Genomic DNA, 18,014 nt, shown 5'->3' with positions numbered 1-18,014 from the left:
TCTGAGAAGACATACCATACCATAAAAAATTATGCTAACCTAAATATCTCATTTACTGGATTGTCATTGCATAGTAAATTATTACTATGCAAGCAAAACCTAGATCTCTTGGTAATAAGAGATCTAGGTTTTTTTTTGCGCTATTTAAGCGTTAAACAAATAAGGATAAGGAATGAAAAACAAAGAACTTGCCGAATCAATCATTAATAAAGTTGGTGGAAAAGACAATATCACAAGTCTAGTTCATTGTGCTACTCGTTTACGTTTTGTATTAAATGATGACAGTAAAGCTGATGCAGAATCACTCAAAAAACAAAAAGGTGTGATTACTGTAGTAAAAAGCGGTGGACAATTTCAAGTAGTCATTGGCAATCATGTTGCCGATGTATTCAGTGACATAATGCAATTAACCAATCTTAATGAAAATCATATAACCAATACTGCCCCTGATCAAAAAATGGGATTCTTTTCAAAACTAATTGATTTAGTTTCCGGTATTTTTATTCCAGCGTTAGTTGTAATTGTCGCTGGAGGTATTTTTAAGGGAGTAATCGCTTTATTGCAAGTATTAGAGATTGTCAATGCAGATTCTCAAACTTATAACTACTTGTTCGCAATTGCCGATGCGCCATTTTACTATTTACCGGTCATTTTAGGTTTTTCAGCTGTTAAAAAGTTTGGGGGAAATCCCTACGTTGGTATGGCATTAGGTGGAGCATTAGTTCATCCCAATATTGTTGGCATGCTAGGTGATGCATTTGAACTACAAACTTCATTATTTATGATACCTGTTAAATTAATTCCTTACAAATCATCAGTGTTCCCTATCATCATTGCTAGCTGGTTCTATTCGTTATTGGAACGTAATTTTAACAAGATCATGCATGATTCATTTAAAAAATTCATTGCCCCATTGCTTGGTATCATCATTACCGTACCATTAACGTTTGCCGTCATTGGTCCTGTTGTAGCATTTTTAAGTAATATTGTGGCTGATGGTATCATCTACGTTTATCAACTTAACTCGGTAATTGCATCGATGATTTTAGCCGGACTTTGGCAAGTGATGGTTATTTTTGGCATTCATTGGGGGATGGTACCATTCGCGATGAACAATTTTAACGTTTACAACGAAGATTTTATGATGCCTATCTTGTTCCCTGCAGTATTTGCACAAGTCGGTGCAGTATTAGCGGTCATGTTACGCAGTAAAGACCCACAAATGAAAGCGTTAGCCAGTTCGTCGGTATTATCAGGCATTTTTGGTGTAACAGAACCGGCTATCTATGGAATTAACTTACCATTAAAACGCCCATTTGTGATCGGCTGTATCTCAGCAATGATTGGCGGTGGTATTGTTGGTTATTACCATTCGGTTATCTATTCGTTCAGTTTTATTAGTATTTTCTCATTCTTACAATTAATTCCTCCAACAGGAATTAATGAAAAATTCTATGCGGTGGTATTTGGTTCTCTCATTTCATTCGGTGTTTCTACAACGGTAACTTACCTGTTTGGTATACCAAAAGATAAAAAAGCAACCGATGAAAATCAACCGCAAAACAATGAAGATAAAAAACAAACCGATGAAGTTAAACAAGTCGAAACTATCACTATTTCAAGCCCAATGACAGGTAAAGTGATTCCATTAACTCAAGTTAATGATCCTACTTTTGCTGGTGAACTAATGGGTAAAGGTTCGGCAATCATCCCAACAATTGGTCAAGCATTAGCGCCAGAAGACGGTGAAGTGGTATCTCTATTTAGAACCAAACATGCTATTGGATTTGTAACTCATTCAGGTGCAGAAATACTCATCCATATCGGTATCGACACCGTTAAATTAGATGGACAACATTTTGAAGCACATGTTGAAGCAGGTAGTAAAGTTAAAAAAGGCGATCTGTTAGTCAGCTTTGATATTGATGCCATTAAACAAGCTGGATTTGAAGTCACTACCCCAATAATCATAACTAACAGTGATGACTATAAAGATGTGCAAACTATTTTTATGCAAGATGATATTCAAGCTGGCGATGCATTACTAGCATTAAACAAATCCGAAAATAAGGAGTAATACATGTCTAAACTATTTCCTAGTGATTTTTTATGGGGCGGCGCAATTGCTGCCAACCAAGTTGAAGGCGCATACCGAGAAGGCGGTAAAGGCTTATCCACATCGGATTGTACGCCAAATGGCTTATTTGGCGACATTGTAGACCGTAATAAAAACGATATTACTAGTATTAAAGATCGCGCGATCGATTTTTATCATCGCTACCCAGAAGACATCTCTTTATTTGCTGAAATGGGTTTTACCTGCCTACGTACATCCATTGCATGGACGCGTATTTTCCCGAACGGTGATGAATTGGAACCAAATGAAGCAGGTCTTGCTTTTTATGACAAATTATTTGATGAAATGCTCAAACATAACATCACGCCATTGGTCACATTATCTCACTATGAAATGCCCTATTATTTAGTCACTCAGTATGGCGGTTGGGGTGATCGAAAGGTAATTGAATTCTTCACCCGTTATGCTAAAACAGTCTTTGAACGCTATAAAGATAAAGTAAAACATTGGTTAACGTTCAATGAAATTAATATGTCTCTACATGAGCCATTTACAGGTGTTGGTCTTGATAGAAACAGTACCAAAGCACAAATTTATCAAGCGATTCATCATCAACTTGTTGCGAGTAGCCAAGCTGTAAAATTGTGTCATCAAATTATTCCTGATGCCAAAATCGGCAATATGTTACTAGGTGCACTAGCTTATCCACTCACGCCAAAACCTGAAGATGTTTGGGCAACCTTACAAGAAAATCATGGCTGGTTATTCTTTGGTGATGTGCAAGCTCGTGGTTATTATCCTACTTATATGACTCGTTATTTTAAAGAGAACAATATTGAGTTAGAAATTACGGATCAAGATCGTGAAGATCTAAAAGAAACCATCGATTTTATCTCATTTAGTTACTATATGAGCTGCTGTGGTACCGCTGATGATTCTTTACGCCAAAAAGGTAATATCTTAGATATGGTGCCAAATCCATATCTAAAAGCATCGGAATGGGGTTGGCAAATCGATCCGATCGGCATCCGTTATCTACTTAATATGCTCTATGAGCGTTTCCAAAAACCGTTATTTATTGTTGAAAATGGTCTAGGCGCTAAAGACAAATTAGAAGCTGATGGCACCATCAATGATGATTACCGTATTAATTATATGAACGATCACCTAGTACAAGTGCGCGAGGCAATCAATGACGGTGTTGAAGTGATGGGCTATACCAGTTGGGGGCCAATTGACTTAATCAGTGCTTCAAAAGCGGAAGTAACTAAACGTTATGGATTTATCTATGTCGATTTAAATCAAGATGGAACGGGCACTTTAACGCGTTATAAAAAGAAAAGTTTTTATTGGTATAAATCAGTAATTTCATCCAGAGGGGCGAACTTGAAATAATAATGATGCAGGTAAGTGATTAATTATCCTTACCTGCTAATTGATCAAACAGACCAATAATTTAATGCCATACGAGCTAATTATGAAAAATAAAACAATAAAAATAGCATTAACCGCAGGACTACTAGTTATAACAGCGTTTACAACTGGGTGCAGCAACCAATCAAATAAAGCGACTGTGAATAACGAAAACACTCATAATGAAGAGATTACCATCTATTTTGCACGTCACGGTAAAACTTTATTTAATACTTATGATTTAGTACAAGGTTGGGCGGATTCGCCATTAACCGATAAAGGGATTGAAGTTGCGCGTTATTTAGGGCAAGGATTTAAAGATAAGCAAATCCAATTTGATGCCTACTACACCAGCGATGCGGGGCGTCAACGTGAAACCATGCAAGTACTATTACAACAAAAAGGTGTCAAAGATTACCAAATTCAAGAACTCAAAGGATTACGTGAAGTCTTTTATGGAGGGTTTGAAGGCGGTACCAACGCAAAAATGGTTTCTGCTTCAATGAAGTCACTTGGCTATAAATCAGTTAATAACTTTTATAAAAGCTATGTAGAAGGTCAAATTCCAGTGGCAGCACTTACCGATGCAATTGCGAAAAGTGATCCTAAACATGAAGCGGAAAACTTTGAACAAGTTAAAGAGCGTACTCAAAATGCACTCAATACCATTATAAAAACAGCACAAGAAAAACATCAAAAAAATATTTTGGCGATTTCATCTGGCATGTCAATGCAAGCCATGATTTCCGATCTCACCGATGATCCAATTAAAAACAAACCATTATCCAATGCAACAGTCGTTAAAATCGTTTACCAAAATGGTAAATACAGTGTCGTTGAAATTGGCAATATGGAGTATGTGGATTTAGGTAAATTATCCTTGAATAAATAAGTAATAAGGATGGAGGAAATAATCAATCACTAAAAAAATAATTAAAGTGGAAAGATAGGACGATACTGCTTTTGCAGACAAAGCCTAAATGTTTAGTAAAAGTAAAAAACCCATAAATACCAAACATTTATTAAATTAGGATAAACAGTTAGGAAAACGACAATGAAAATAAAATATCTAACATTGGCGCTATTGAGCATAAACAGTTATGCCGTATTAGCTAGTGAATCATCCCATCATTATGAACCCAAATCCCTATCTGATGAAACATTTTTTAAAGATAGTAAATTTGAATTTTCAACACGTAACCACTGGAAATATTTAAAAGAAAATGCATCCCAACCTAAAGAAGTCCATAGTGCATGGGGACAAGCATTTACATTCAATTATAAATCTGGTTATTTGTTCGATACACTTGGTTTTGACTTCACTTATGACAACGTAATAAAACTTGGTGCAAGTGACTACTTTGCTACTCGTAATTTACTCTATAACGTTGGTAAAAAACCGAATAAACACAATGCCCATGGTTTTAATAAATTTACTCAACGCTATGCAAAAATCAAATTAGGCAATGAACAAGTGAATTTTAATGGCAAAGCTGGTTGGCATACTTTAAAAGATATGGGTGTCATGAGTTCATCACAGCATTTAACTCGTTATAGTTATTTAGGTTACAGTGGTGTAGTTAAATACTCTAATTTAGCGTTATCATTAGCCTATATTGACAGCGCCTTTCCTCGTGAATCATCCCAAAAAGTGCATTTTTATAGTTTAGACAGAAAGCACGTAATTGATAACATCAAAACAGCTGGTATTGCCTATAAAGACAAAACCCTCACTCTTGATTACTCATATGGTGAAGCCAAAGATTATATTAAACGTCATGCGATTGAATTTTCTTATAAACCAATGGATAAGCTTATCTTAGGTTCACAAATTTACGGCAGTACTGCCCTTAAAAATCATGACAAAATGAAAGCAAATGTTCGCGATTTTGATGATTCGGCTTGGCATTATGGCGCGGATATTGAGTGGAAAGAACCAAAATGGAGTGCCAAGTTTGGTATTGCTTATACCGATGCTAATCGTAAAGGCGCTATCGGTTATTATGGACGTCACCTAGGTAAAAACAATCGTGGACGTTATAACGGTATGGCGGCTACGGGTGCTGACTATATGCGTGATGGAGAAGTAGTATTATCAAGCATATTAAGTTATGATTTCTTTAAAGATAACACCACAGGTCTATTCCTAAACTATGGTGAATTTAACTATAAACATGAAACCCTAAAAAATGGAGAAATCAACGTGTTTAACCTCTGGAAACCATCCAGTGGAACATTTAAAAATCTATCGGTTCTGGCAAAATTTGGTTATGGTTGGTCTTATAAAACTTTGAGCAGTAAAGACATTACACCAAAATTAAGAGATGGTCGTGCTCAGCGTTCACCATCATTATCTGCAGAAACCGTTATTGATTATCGATTTAATTTGTTATAACAAAAGGACGAAACTATGAAAATCAAAAAATTTATTAAGCTTGTCAGCTTATCTGTAATTTTTTCCGCTTCAATTGCTCAAACATTTGCTGCGGATGTGAATTTATATGTAACTCGCCATGGTAAAACCATGTTCAATAACGTTCACCGCGCACAAGGTTGGTCAGATACTCCATTAACCAAACCAGGAATCGAAGTTGCCGAGCAACTTGGACGTGGTCTAAAAGATGTGAACTTTATTGCTGCTTACTCAAGCGATTTAGGTCGTGCACGCCAAACCGCTCGCATTGTTTTAGATTCAAAAGGTCAATCACTACCCGTTAATGAAATGGAAGCACTTCGTGAAACATGCTTTGGTGTATATGAAGGTGACCTTGATCCTAATATGTGGGGACCAGCAGGTAAACATTTAGGTTATCCAAGCCATAAAGAATTAATGGAAGATTTTGGAAAAGGTAAAATCAGATTAAACAAAATTATGGATGCAATTGCTGCTGTTGAAAAATCAGGTGAAGCAGAAGACTACAAAACAGTAAAAACCCGTATGCAAACTGCGTTAAAAGTAATTGCTGAATCAGCCAAAGCTAATGGTGGTGGTGATGTACTAGTGGTATCACACGGTATGGCGATCACAGCCATGGTTGAAGAATGGCTTGATACCCCGGTCAAAGGTGGATTAGGTAACGCAAGTGTTACTAAAATTCGTTATACTGATGACGGTAAATTTATTGTCGAAAGCTTGGGCGATATGAGTTATGTCGAAAAAGGTAAAGCGCTTGGCAAATAATTGTAACAAGAACTAAATACCAAAAAAAAGACTCACCTTGGTGAGTCTTTTTATTTTTAATCATTATTGAGTAAAGTCACTGTTTAAAGTCTCTTTTATGAGTAATGTTGCACAAATACTGATGATTGAAGCAACGGCAACATAATACCCCACCCAAGATAAATCACCATTTGCTACCAAATAATTGGCTATAATAGGTGCAATAGACGCCCCTAAAATACCGCCAATACTGTAAGCGGCCGAAGACCCCGTATAACGGACATTGGTTGGAAAGATTTCGGGCAAAAAAGCTCCCATAGGAGCAAACACCACCCCCATTAAAAACAGCTCAAGAGATAAATAGATCAAGACCAATAATTCTGAACCACTTGCCATAAACTGCGTCATAACTGTGCCTGATAATGCGACGAATAACAAGCCAATAACAAGCACAGGTTTACGCCCATATTTATCACTTAAGCGTGCAGAAATTGGAGTCGCTATCGCCATAAAGACAATGGCAACACATAAAAAACCTAAAAAATGACCTTTAGCAATACCCAGATATTTAGTACCATATTGCAATAAAAATGCAGTAGTTATATAAAATAAAGTATAACAACCTACCATTGAAAATGAACCTAACGCCAAAGCTTTCCAATGATGAACAAAGATGTTAAACGCAGGAACTTTAACTTGCTGTTTGCTGCGCAATGCGTTGGCAAAAATGGGACTTTCAACCAATTTTAAACGCACATATAAACCAATAATCACCAATACTGCACTTAATAAAAACGGAATTCGCCATCCCCATTGTAAAAATTGTTCATTGGAGAGTGATAAAGTGACCAACAAAAACACACCATTAGATAATAAAAAACCAATCGATGGTCCTAACTGAGGAAACATGCCAAACAATGCTCGCTTATTTTGTGGAGCATTTTCAGTTGCCAGCAATGCTGCCCCACCCCACTCACCACCCAGCCCTAATCCTTGTGCAAGTCTTAAAATACACAGTAAAAACGGCGCCCAAAAACCAATAGCATTATAGCTAGGTAATAATCCAATTCCGGCCGTTGCCACACCCATTAATATAAGAGAAAACACCAAGGTAGACTTACGCCCTATTTTGTCACCAAAGTGCCCAAATAAAATGGCGCCAATTGGACGGGCAACAAAGGCTATACCAAAAGTAGCAAAAGATTGTAACGCCTGAGCAGATGGCGAACTGTCAGGGAAAAATACCGGTCCAATAACTAAGGCAGCGGCTGTTGCATAAATATAAAAGTCATAAAACTCAATCGCTGTGCCGATAAAACTGGCTAAAGCAACACGAGACATCGAGTTAGCAGGTTTAGTGTTTGAATCCATAATCCATCCTTTCAACATTATTGTTATTTTAAAAGTCGTTAAAGACATTATAGTCAGAGTTAATACTTTTTACATATTCAATAAAAAAAGTAATAACCATAGGCATAATATAAGAAGTCGCTATAATAGAATTTGTGCACCTTTACCTAATAATTTACCTAATAAGGATAGCTATGTTTTATCTAGACACCTATTATTCACCAATGGGATTAATCACGCTTGCTAGTCAGCAAAATAAATTGGTTGGGGTTTGGATCGAAGGTCAAAAATATTTTGGGCAAATCGTAGATGCCCAAAAACAATATCAACCCAATCTACCCATCTTTAACAAGACTAAGTTGTGGCTTGACGACTACTTTAATGGTAAAAAACCGACTATTGAAACACTACCCTTAGCGCCACAGGGTACTCCTTTTCGACATTTAGTTTGGGATATTTTATGCCAAATTCCTTATGGTCAAGTGATTACCTATGGCGACATCGCAAAACAGATCATGCAAAAAACCAATACCGCAAGCATGTCAAGCCAAGCTGTTGGTGGAGCAGTTGGTCATAATCCAATATCAATCATCATTCCGTGTCATCGGGTCATTGGGGCTAAAGGTAATTTGACTGGGTATGCAGGCGGAATTGATAAAAAAATTGCCTTACTTAAATTAGAAAATATAGATACTTCTCAATTTGTTATTCCAACAAGAGGAACCGCACTTTAACTAATTAAAAAGATTAGTCTGAACTATTTTACTAACATAAGATAATCAATCAGTTTAGCTAAAATTGCTAAAAACATGGCTTATTGCGGATTAGATATTTAAGGATATAAATAAAGTGTTAGATATAAAAAATTATTTAGGATTCGAGTTAAGTGAGTATTAACAATAGTTAACATCCATTAATAGAGATATAACAGATAATAATCAGAACAATAAACGTGATGAGTATGACTTAGGCTATCACCATTAACATTTAACCTTTGAATTTATCTGTACAAAATCACTTAAGACATTATACTGGGGCATAGTTAAAAAATAGAATAATCAATCAATAACCGAATAAAATGAGAAATTTACTGCTCAGCTTATTATTAATACTATCTTTCCCTGCATTAAGTTCTATTTATGTTTATAAAGGTTACATTGCTGACAACCCAATTAGGTTATATTTAGAAACCTCATTAAATGAAGTTAATAAACATCAGGTTAATAAAGGGGTTTGGGTTTATCAAAATGATCCTGAACTACAACTTAATATTTTATCTGCTGAATGTGAATATATTCGCTCATGTACTGAAGACGATCATCCTAACTGTTTAGTTTTATATGATAATCAAGATATCTATCTCGATAATATTGCGCATAAAATAAAAGTTAAAGATTCAAGTCACTATTTTAAATTTATTAACATGCACATTGGACAAGCTGAAGACCAAAAATTTTTGCCTGAAACATTAAATGGTTATTGGTTCGATGGAAAAAATCATCAACAATACTCCGTAGTATTACACAAACAATTGGTAATCAACGACCAACCCAATACAGAATTTAATCAGATTGAGTTATTGCAATTAGAATCTCTAGACAAGCTCTATTTTACGGCCGTTTTGTCAAAGCAGAAAAACGATAAAATTAAGTTAGTTGGTATTAATGTTTACAATAAAAAAAATCATAAACTACTGCAACAAATACAAAATTTGAATTACAGTTACAACAAATTTAACAGTATTATCATGCAAGATATTAACTTTGATGGTGAACCTGATTTAGCCATTAAAAAGTATCATTCTTATGCCAGATTGGGCGATAACTATGACTATTATCTCAATGACAAAGGTAAGTTCAAAGCGACAAACTTGTGGGGAAGTGACCTCTACTTCAACAACAAAGACAAATCAGCAACTGGCACAAAAAAATGTTATGATTATGACGAAAATGAGCAAAAAATTATGATCCAAATTGATAGTGTTTATCACTATAGGAATAAACACTATATTCATAAAAAAAATCAATGCCAGACACATCATTTTAATACTAACGTAAGCCGTCAATGTACCGAAAATGAATACAATGCCTGCTTATTAAAACGAAATAATATCGATTTTGAAAATCCACACTATATAGGCGAAGACAATATATATCACAAGAATATGGCTTGGGATAAAGGTAAATTAGTCGATGGAGTTATAGATGATGATTGATTACGATGCAATTCCTAAACAACGACAATCTTATATTCACCAGTTGTTAAACGAAAATGGAAGAGTCGTAAGCGCTGATTTGATTAAATTACTGGGTGTTTCAGAGCATACCATTCGTCGAGATTAACAAAAACGGGCGCAAGATGGAATCTGCAAAAGAGTATACGGTGGTGCAGTCAGTCATTTAAAACAATCAGCAAGCTTTGAAACAAGAATGACACAAAGTGTTGCCGAAAAGTCATCCATCGCCAAGCATTGTGCTGAGTTAATCAAAGCGAACACGTGTATTTTTATTGATGCAGGTTCCACTTATTTAGCCATGGCAGAATATATCCCTAGTGACCTAGAATTAACCATTGTCACCAATTTACCGCAAATAGCATCATTACTCAGTAGTCGCACTAATCGCGAATTGATATTACTTGGCGGTAAAATAAACCCGCAAACTGGCAGTACTATGGGTTCTGAGACTGTAAATCAAATACTTAATATGGTTTTTGATCAAACCTATATAGAATACTACAACACCAAACGGATTAAAGCCAAATTAAAAGGCCTGACTCCGGTTGAATATCGAAATCAGGCCTTACAAGCCGCTTAATAAAAGTGTCCAACTATTGGGGGTCACTTCATATTAAGGTCGTTTTTTCAAGTGATATGAATATTACTGTTTAGCTACAATTTCATCACCTTGTAAATCAAGATGAATGGTTTTACCTGGAACTAACTTACCAGATAATATTTGTTGCGCTAATGGATTTTCAATCTCTTGTTGTATTGCTCGTTTTAACGGTCTTGCACCATAAATTGGATCGAAACCAACTTTAGCAAGTTGTTCTAACGCAGCATCAGAAATATCCAATTGGTAACCACGTTCATCTAAGCGTTTTTCAACGTGCGCTAATTGAATTTTCGCAATCGCTTTGATATTTTCTTGACCAAGTGGATGGAATACCACCGTTTCATCAATACGATTAATGAATTCTGGTCTAAAGTGTTTAGTTACAACCGTCATTACTAACGCTTTCATTTCATCATAGCTTAACTCAATTTGACCTTGAATCAAATCTGAACCTAAATTAGATGTCATGATAATAACGGTATTACGAAAATCAACCGTACGCCCTTGTCCATCGGTTAAGCGTCCATCATCTAATACTTGTAATAAAATATTAAAGACATCCGGATGTGCTTTTTCAACTTCATCCAACAAAATGACTGAATAAGGACGACGTCTTACGGCTTCAGTCAAATAACCGCCCTCTTCATATCCTACATATCCCGGAGGCGCACCAATTAAACGTGCTACTGAGTGCTTTTCCATAAATTCGGACATATCGATTCTGACCATTGCATCTTCGCTATCAAACATAAAGTTAGCCAAAGCTTTACAAAGTTCAGTTTTACCAACACCCGTTGGCCCCAAAAACAAGAAAGAGCCAATTGGTTTATTTGGATCAGACAATCCTGCTCGACTACGACGAATCGCATTGGCTACCGCAACAACGGCTTCGTCTTGACCAATCACACGTTTATGTAACGCATCTTCCATATGTAATAATTTATCTTTTTCACTTTCCAGCATTCTTGAAACAGGAATACCGGTTGCTTTAGATAATACTTCGGCAATCTCGTTATCGGTGACTTTATTACGCAATAACTTCATCGTCTTGCCTTCAAGCTGTGTTGCTGATGCGAGTCTTTTCTCAAGTTCTGGTATTTTGCCATATTGAAGCTCTGACATTTTATTAAGATCACCAGCACGGCGAGCTTGTTCTATTTCAGTTCGTGCTTTTTCCAACTCAGCTTTGATTGTCTGAGTACCAGAAACAGCAGCCTTCTCTGACTTCCACTCTTCTTCAAGTGACGCATACTCTTTTTCTTTCTCAGCAAGTTCATCGTTTAGCATCTCTAGTCGTTTTTTACTCGCATCATCAGACTCTTTTTTAAGCGCTTGTTGCTCAAGTTTAAGCTGAATAATACGGCGTTCAAGTCGATCTAATGATTCAGGTTTTGAATCCATTTGCATACGAATACTCGATGCAGCTTCATCAATTAAGTCAATGGCTTTATCAGGAAGCATACGATCGGAAATATAACGATGCGATAACGTTGCTGCCGCCACAATTGCCGGATCGGTAATTTGTACATGGTGATGTAATTCATAACGTTCTTTTAAACCACGCAAGATAGCAATGGTGTCTTCAACAGTTGGCTCAGCCACATACACTTTTTGGAATCGACGCTCTAAAGCGGGATCTTTTTCAATATATTGACGGTATTCATCTAACGTTGTTGCGCCAACACAATGTAATTCACCGCGGGCCAATGCAGGTTTTAACATATTACCTGCATCCATTGCGCCATCACTTTTACCTGCACCGACCATGGTATGGATTTCATCAATAAATAAAATAATGCGCCCTTCTTCTTTGGCTAAATCTTTTAAAACAGCTTTTAAGCGTTCTTCAAATTCACCTCGATATTTAGCGCCAGCAATTAAAGCTCCCATATCTAAAGACAATACGCGTTTATTACGTAATCCTTCTGGTACTTCACGGTTTACAATGCGTTGTGCAAGTCCTTCAACAATTGCGGTTTTACCCACACCAGGCTCACCGATTAACACTGGATTATTTTTAGTACGACGTTGTAATACTTGAATTGTACGGCGAATTTCTTCATCACGCCCAATTACTGGATCGAGCTTACCTTGTTCAGCACGCTCGGTTAAATCAATGGTATATTTTTTCAACGCACCACGTTGATCTTCGGCATTGGCATCGTTCACGTTATCACTTCCTCTTACTTGACTTACGGCCTGATTTAATCTGTCTTTTGTGATCCCTGATTTTTTAAGAATATCACTAAGACTACCCTTTTCGTCTAAAGCCGCTAAGATAAAGAGTTCAGACGAGATATAACTATCGCCATTTTTTTGTGCTAATTTGTCACAAAGATTTAAAACGCGGACAAATTCTTGTGATGGAATAACTTCACCACCCACGCCTTGTACTTGTGGCAATCGATCAATAGCTTGATTTAATTCTTGCTGTAACATTGCTACATTAGCACCAGCCGCTGCCAGTAAAGGCTTGACACTGCTACCTTCTTGGTTAAGCATAGCGGATAAAACATGGACTGGTTCTATATATTGATTATCTTTACCTAATGCTAATGATTGTGCATCAGCTAAAGCTTGTTGGAATTTATTAGTGAGTTTATCTAACCTCATATTAACTATCTCCTGAGCAATAGATTTGGCTTAAATGCTTTAAGCAGATAAACCATTTGCATGGTTACTAAATGAGTGTGGAAAGATAAATTTCAAGAGTTTTTTATGAAAATTTTTTACAAAAAATCGACAATAAAATTAATTTATATTCTGTTGTTGAAATAAGCAAAATATAAACGTTCAATTTTACACCGTTAGTGTAATAAATATTGCTCGGAATAACAATTGTAAGATGACAATTAAGCATTAATCCATTATATTAGCCGCTCTATTTTGTTAGGTGGTCTAACCGTGGTTCGTAATCCATCCCACGAAAAAAAACTAGGAATCATACATGTTCAAAATTGCTAAAGAATTTCAATTCGATGCTTGTCATATGTTAGACGGGCATAACAAAAAATGTCACAACCTGCACGGTCATACTTATCGCTTATTAGTCGAAATTAAAGGGGATCTAATAGATAACGGTTCTAGCGCTGATATGGTGATGGATTATGCTGATTTAAAAGCAATAGTGAAACAGCATATTGTTGATCCTCTCGATCATGCTTATCTATATAATCAAAATAATCCAAATGAGTGCCGTATTGCTTCATTATTAAAAGAGATGAATCGCAAAATCTTCGCCTTTCCTTGTCGTACAACTGCCGAAGGTATGAGTAAATTTATTTTTGATTGTCTGTCACAATATTTACCCATCTCAATGATCAAACTCTGGGAAACCCCAACGTCATACTGTGAGTATCATCGGAGCGAAAAATGACAGAATTTCGCATTGTTGAAATCTTCGAATCATTACAGGGCGAAGGTTACAATACAGGCATGCCTGCTATTTTTATTCGTTTTGCTGGTTGTAATTTAAATTGCGTTTGGTGCGATACTAACTTTCGCCAATACACCCATTTTACATTAGAGCAGTTATTGACGAAAGTTAAACAATATACGAGCAAAAACATCATTATTACTGGTGGTGAACCAACTATGGTTAAAGCGCTACCAGAGTTACTTTTACCACTAAAACAGGCTGGTTACTATATTGCTATTGAAAGTAATGGATTAGGTAAAGTCGATCCTCTAATTGACTATATCGCCCTTAGCCCTAAATTCTGCTATCAAGCACGGTATCAAAAAATCATACAACCAACTGCAAGTGAAGTGCGAATTGTTGCCGAAAACCATGCGGACTTTCTTCCTTTTTGCCAATATATTGAACAAAATATTCAAGCAAAACGTTATTATCTTTCCCCTTGCGAAAAAAATGGTGAATTTAATATGTTTGAAACAATTGAATTACTTGGCAAGATTAACCAAAACCGCAACGACAACAAGTGGCTACTCAGTATTCAAACGCACAAGTTTGCAAATATAGAGTAACCTTTTTTAATTAACTGCCAAATATAAAAAAATCAATTCAATCTATAAATTATGCTTTAAATTTTAATTGTTTAGCTTTATTATTGTCCAATATTCTTTGGGTGATGTTTATGTTTAATCGTATTTTAGTCGGATTATTTTTTTTATTCACATTGGTTCATTACGCATATGCCAATACGGCAGTTGAGTTTTACTATATAAATTGGGAAATGGTTTGTGATAATACCTTGACTTGTCGTGTGGCAGGTTTTGGTAGAGAGTTAGATGATGGTGATAGTCATATATCAATTCTACTCGAGCGCAAAGCTGGTGCAAATCAACCTATTACTGGTGGTTATTTTAAATACGAATCTTATAAATATGAAGACGATGACAAAAAAGAGCAAATACTAAAGAATCACCCAATCAGCCTAGTTATTAATAATAAAGACTTGGGTACACTAATAAAGAAACCCAATTCTATTTATCAATTAAAACCTCATCAATTAAGCGCACTCCTTAGAGTATTAAAAAAAACTGATAATGAAATTTTTTTCAAGCAAGGCGACAGATATTGGGAGTTATTTGATATAGGCTATAATGCGGTAATGTTAAAAATGGATGAAGTACAAGGCCGTATCGGTACAATTGGTGCAATAATAAAATCAGGTAAGAAAAGCGAAAATCATGTTTATAAGCCAATACCTGCTCCGGTCATAAAAAAAGGTACTGTAATTAAGTCCGATGAAAGTAAAAAACTAACATTAGACGAAGTAATAGCAATTTTTCCTGAATTTAAAACACGCTATAGTGACGAAAAAGAAGCTGACTGTTTTTCTTATGATTTAGATGATGAAGAAGATAACTTTAAACCGCATTTTTATCTATACAAATTAGATAAGAATAACGATTTATTAAAAGCTTCGTGTTTAAGAGGTGCTTATAATTTTAGTGATGCTTATTGGGTTATTCCTAAGGAAAAAATAAACAATAAAAAAATTGAGTTTGTAGTAACCAATGTATTTCCTGAATATAATAATGGTGTTATAAAAAGCGACCGTAAAATGCGAGGATTAGGTGACTGTTGGATATATGAAGAACTCACATGGAACGGGCGTAAATTCGTACCTTCTGCAAAAAACACCACTGGCTCATGTAACGGGTTTCTTGGTGGAACATGGAGACTACCGATTTTAGTTACACGAGTTGTAACTAAATAGACATAAATTAATTAATATTAGGTTTAATTTGCAAAAAATATTCATAACCCTATCCCATTTTAATTTTATGTCTACACCTAATATTTGATTTGGATTTCACCTTATAAACAAGATAATTATATATATGGCGAGTTATTTATCATACGGCATTCACTTCTAAATGGTATTGAGACTGCATCATAAAATATGAACACCTTACAAGTCTTTTATCAACCTATCGATTCTTAAAATTAAATTCAGATATTAATAAAAAGTAAAACGGTATAGACTCCTGAATATTTTTTACAAAATTAATTATAAATTATTAATATAATTAATTTATTAAAGTAAAGTTAATCAATGATTCAATCACATTAAAATCTTATTTATTATTTATCAGTATTTTTCAGTAATTGTGCAGTCGGTTATGTTTGTCAAAAAGTTTCAGGTTATGGGTATGCTTCAGTAAAATGAATTTTTAGGATTAACGATTAAAAAAAACACTGAACGAAATAGTTATAAAGAATGCATAAATTCAAATTATTTTTATCATTGTAATTCATATTTAGAATTATTGTGTCTTTATGATGAAACGGTATACACTCCTGAATATTTTTTACAAAATAAATTATAAATTATTAATATAATTAATTTTTTAAATTAACGTTAATCCAAAGATTCAATTACATTAAAATTTTATTTATTGTTTATCAGTATTTTTCGGTAATTGTGCAGTCGGTTATGTTTGTCAAAAAGTTTCAGGTTATGGGTATGTTTGAGTAAAAATGATTTTTTAGTTACAAATCTTAATAAAAATTCGGTGCAAAATACTCAATAAAAAATCTGCAAAAGCCAAATTCTACTAATCCTTTTTTGATCATGTTTAAGTAACAAATTTTTAATGATATTTTATTAATATAATTAATAATATCAGTAAGTTATCCATCTAATTTGAATTTAAAAATTTTTAAAAAAAGGTTGCAAAATACCCTAAACAGTGTATTTTATATTCTTTTTTAGATTATTTTTAGATCTGACTAATTTTTAACACCTTACTGACTATTGGCAATTTTTATAATAATTATTAACAGGTCAGATAAAAATAATAATAAATAAATAGTTCAGTAAAACAAAGTTGTATTTGCTATATACATGAAATATATTGAGGATAGCATGGATAAAGGATTAACCAATTTGGTGAATCAATTGGGTAATGGTTTAAGTCGGGGTTTAAAGCAAGGTTTAGTTAACGGAGTCGGTCATAATCGTTATACGTTAAATATTGATGGTTTATCTGCTGAGGTTTCAATCCTACAGGTTGAGGGTAATGAGCAACTTAATCAGCCTTGGCACTATACAATTACTTTCACCAGCTCGGATAAACAACTTTCTGTTGAGTCATTTCTTAATCAAAATGCCCGTTTGAGTTTTAACCCCGCTAATTCTAGCAGTTTAAGCGATTTTGCAACTCAAGGACTTAATGCACTTAATTCCTTAACCTCTTCTAATCCATTAGATGCATTAAAACAGTCTGAGCCATTAAAACAGTTAGATAAACTTAAACAATCCAATCCACTTGATTCACTTAACTCTTTAACCCAGTTTAATCCGCTTAATCCGTTAAATTCACTATTATCTCAAGACGGTTCACGCACTCTTTATGGTGTGATAACCCAGTTCAGTCAATTATCAGTCAGTAACGATGAAGCCCGTTATCAAATTGTCTTATCCTCGCAATTAGCCAAACTGGCATTAAGTCATAACTGTGCTATTTTTCAGAATCAAAGCGTTATCAGCGTCGTTGAAGAGGTCTTGCGCGGTCATGGTTATACAGGGATTGATTATCGTCTAGCACTTAAAGAGCAATACCCTGAACGTGAATTTATCACCCAGTGGCAGGAGAGTGACCTTGAATTTATTCAAAGATTGCTTGCTGATGTGGGGGTCTATTTCCGATTTGAAACGCATGGTGAACACAACTGTGATGTGATGGTCATCAGTGATTATGAGCA

At 35.0% G+C, this 18,014-nt stretch carries 15 protein-coding genes and 1 riboswitch; of the genes, 13 read left to right on the top strand and 2 right to left on the bottom strand.

What is annotated here, in order from left to right; genetic code table 11:
* The first annotated feature begins 172 nt into the window (after positions 1-172).
* The 5 genes from H3T96_RS09720 to H3T96_RS09700 all read left to right on the top strand — a co-directional run bounded on the left by H3T96_RS09720 (position 173) and on the right by H3T96_RS09700 (position 6,671).
* Entirely contained in the window at positions 173-2,077 is a 1,905-nt protein-coding gene (locus tag H3T96_RS09720; RefSeq protein WP_144090968.1) for a beta-glucoside-specific PTS transporter subunit IIABC, read from the top strand.
* A gap of 3 nt (positions 2,078-2,080) precedes the next feature.
* The gene (locus H3T96_RS09715) at positions 2,081-3,472 is read left to right on the top strand and encodes a glycoside hydrolase family 1 protein (RefSeq protein ID WP_144090966.1); all 1,392 of its coding nucleotides are present in this window, start codon (positions 2,081-2,083) and stop codon (positions 3,470-3,472) included.
* Positions 3,473-3,554: 82 nt separating this feature from the next.
* Complete coding sequence (locus H3T96_RS09710) at positions 3,555-4,382, top strand: histidine phosphatase family protein (RefSeq protein ID WP_144090964.1); 828 nt, start codon at positions 3,555-3,557, stop codon at positions 4,380-4,382.
* Between the two features lie 162 nt (positions 4,383-4,544).
* A complete protein-coding gene (locus H3T96_RS09705; protein WP_144090962.1) occupies positions 4,545-5,885 on the top strand; it encodes an OprD family outer membrane porin in 1,341 nt (446 codons plus the stop codon).
* A gap of 15 nt (positions 5,886-5,900) precedes the next feature.
* Positions 5,901-6,671 (top strand): histidine phosphatase family protein, encoded by a 771-nt coding sequence (locus H3T96_RS09700; RefSeq protein ID WP_172398430.1) that lies wholly within the window; start codon positions 5,901-5,903, stop codon positions 6,669-6,671.
* Between the two features lie 63 nt (positions 6,672-6,734).
* Here the strand turns inward: H3T96_RS09700 and H3T96_RS09695 are convergent, their stop codons facing one another.
* Positions 6,735-8,021, bottom strand: a complete 1,287-nt coding sequence (locus H3T96_RS09695) for an MFS transporter (protein ID WP_216355837.1) — start codon at positions 8,019-8,021, stop codon at positions 6,735-6,737.
* A 173-nt stretch (positions 8,022-8,194) separates the two neighbouring features.
* Between H3T96_RS09695 and H3T96_RS09690 the strand changes: the two genes are divergently transcribed.
* The 4 genes from H3T96_RS09690 to H3T96_RS14850 all read left to right on the top strand — a co-directional run bounded on the left by H3T96_RS09690 (position 8,195) and on the right by H3T96_RS14850 (position 10,816).
* Entirely contained in the window at positions 8,195-8,734 is a 540-nt protein-coding gene (locus H3T96_RS09690; RefSeq protein ID WP_144090960.1) for a methylated-DNA--[protein]-cysteine S-methyltransferase, read from the top strand.
* Between the two features lie 344 nt (positions 8,735-9,078).
* Entirely contained in the window at positions 9,079-10,215 is a 1,137-nt protein-coding gene (locus H3T96_RS09685; protein ID WP_144090958.1) for a hypothetical protein, read from the top strand.
* The gene (locus H3T96_RS09680; protein ID WP_144090956.1) at positions 10,205-10,342 is read left to right on the top strand and encodes a DeoR family transcriptional regulator; all 138 of its coding nucleotides are present in this window, start codon (positions 10,205-10,207) and stop codon (positions 10,340-10,342) included. The genes H3T96_RS09685 and H3T96_RS09680 overlap by 11 nt, the downstream gene beginning before the upstream one ends.
* An 87-nt stretch (positions 10,343-10,429) precedes the next feature.
* Positions 10,430-10,816, top strand: coding sequence for an IS3 family transposase (locus H3T96_RS14850; protein WP_255519017.1), 387 nt, complete (start codon positions 10,430-10,432; stop codon positions 10,814-10,816).
* 63 nt (positions 10,817-10,879) lie between these two features.
* Here the strand turns inward: H3T96_RS14850 and clpB are convergent, their stop codons facing one another.
* The gene (gene clpB / locus H3T96_RS09670) at positions 10,880-13,450 is read right to left on the bottom strand and encodes an ATP-dependent chaperone ClpB (RefSeq protein ID WP_086326918.1); all 2,571 of its coding nucleotides are present in this window, start codon (positions 13,448-13,450) and stop codon (positions 10,880-10,882) included.
* A gap of 285 nt (positions 13,451-13,735) precedes the next feature.
* Positions 13,736-13,781, top strand: a riboswitch (PreQ1 riboswitch).
* 3 nt (positions 13,782-13,784) lie between these two features.
* Between clpB and queD the strand changes: the two genes are divergently transcribed.
* From queD to H3T96_RS09650, 4 genes are all read left to right on the top strand, one after another.
* Positions 13,785-14,213, top strand: a complete 429-nt coding sequence (gene queD, locus H3T96_RS09665; RefSeq protein WP_144090955.1) for a 6-carboxytetrahydropterin synthase QueD — start codon at positions 13,785-13,787, stop codon at positions 14,211-14,213.
* Positions 14,210-14,824, top strand: coding sequence for a 7-carboxy-7-deazaguanine synthase QueE (locus tag H3T96_RS09660; protein ID WP_144090953.1), 615 nt, complete (start codon positions 14,210-14,212; stop codon positions 14,822-14,824). Before queD ends, H3T96_RS09660 begins: the two co-directional genes overlap by 4 nt.
* Before the next feature lie 110 nt (positions 14,825-14,934).
* Positions 14,935-16,023 (top strand): DUF1176 domain-containing protein, encoded by a 1,089-nt coding sequence (locus tag H3T96_RS09655; protein ID WP_186279187.1) that lies wholly within the window; start codon positions 14,935-14,937, stop codon positions 16,021-16,023.
* Positions 16,024-17,175: 1,152 nt separating this feature from the next.
* Positions 17,176-18,014 (top strand): phage late control D family protein (locus H3T96_RS09650; protein ID WP_186279186.1); only part of this gene is annotated, 839 nt, incomplete at its 3' end.

The organism is Gilliamella sp. W8136 (assembly GCF_016101285.1).
Taxonomy (GTDB): Bacteria; Pseudomonadota; Gammaproteobacteria; order Enterobacterales; family Orbaceae; genus Gilliamella; species Gilliamella apicola_N.
This window is presented reverse-complemented; position numbering and strand designations above follow the sequence as displayed.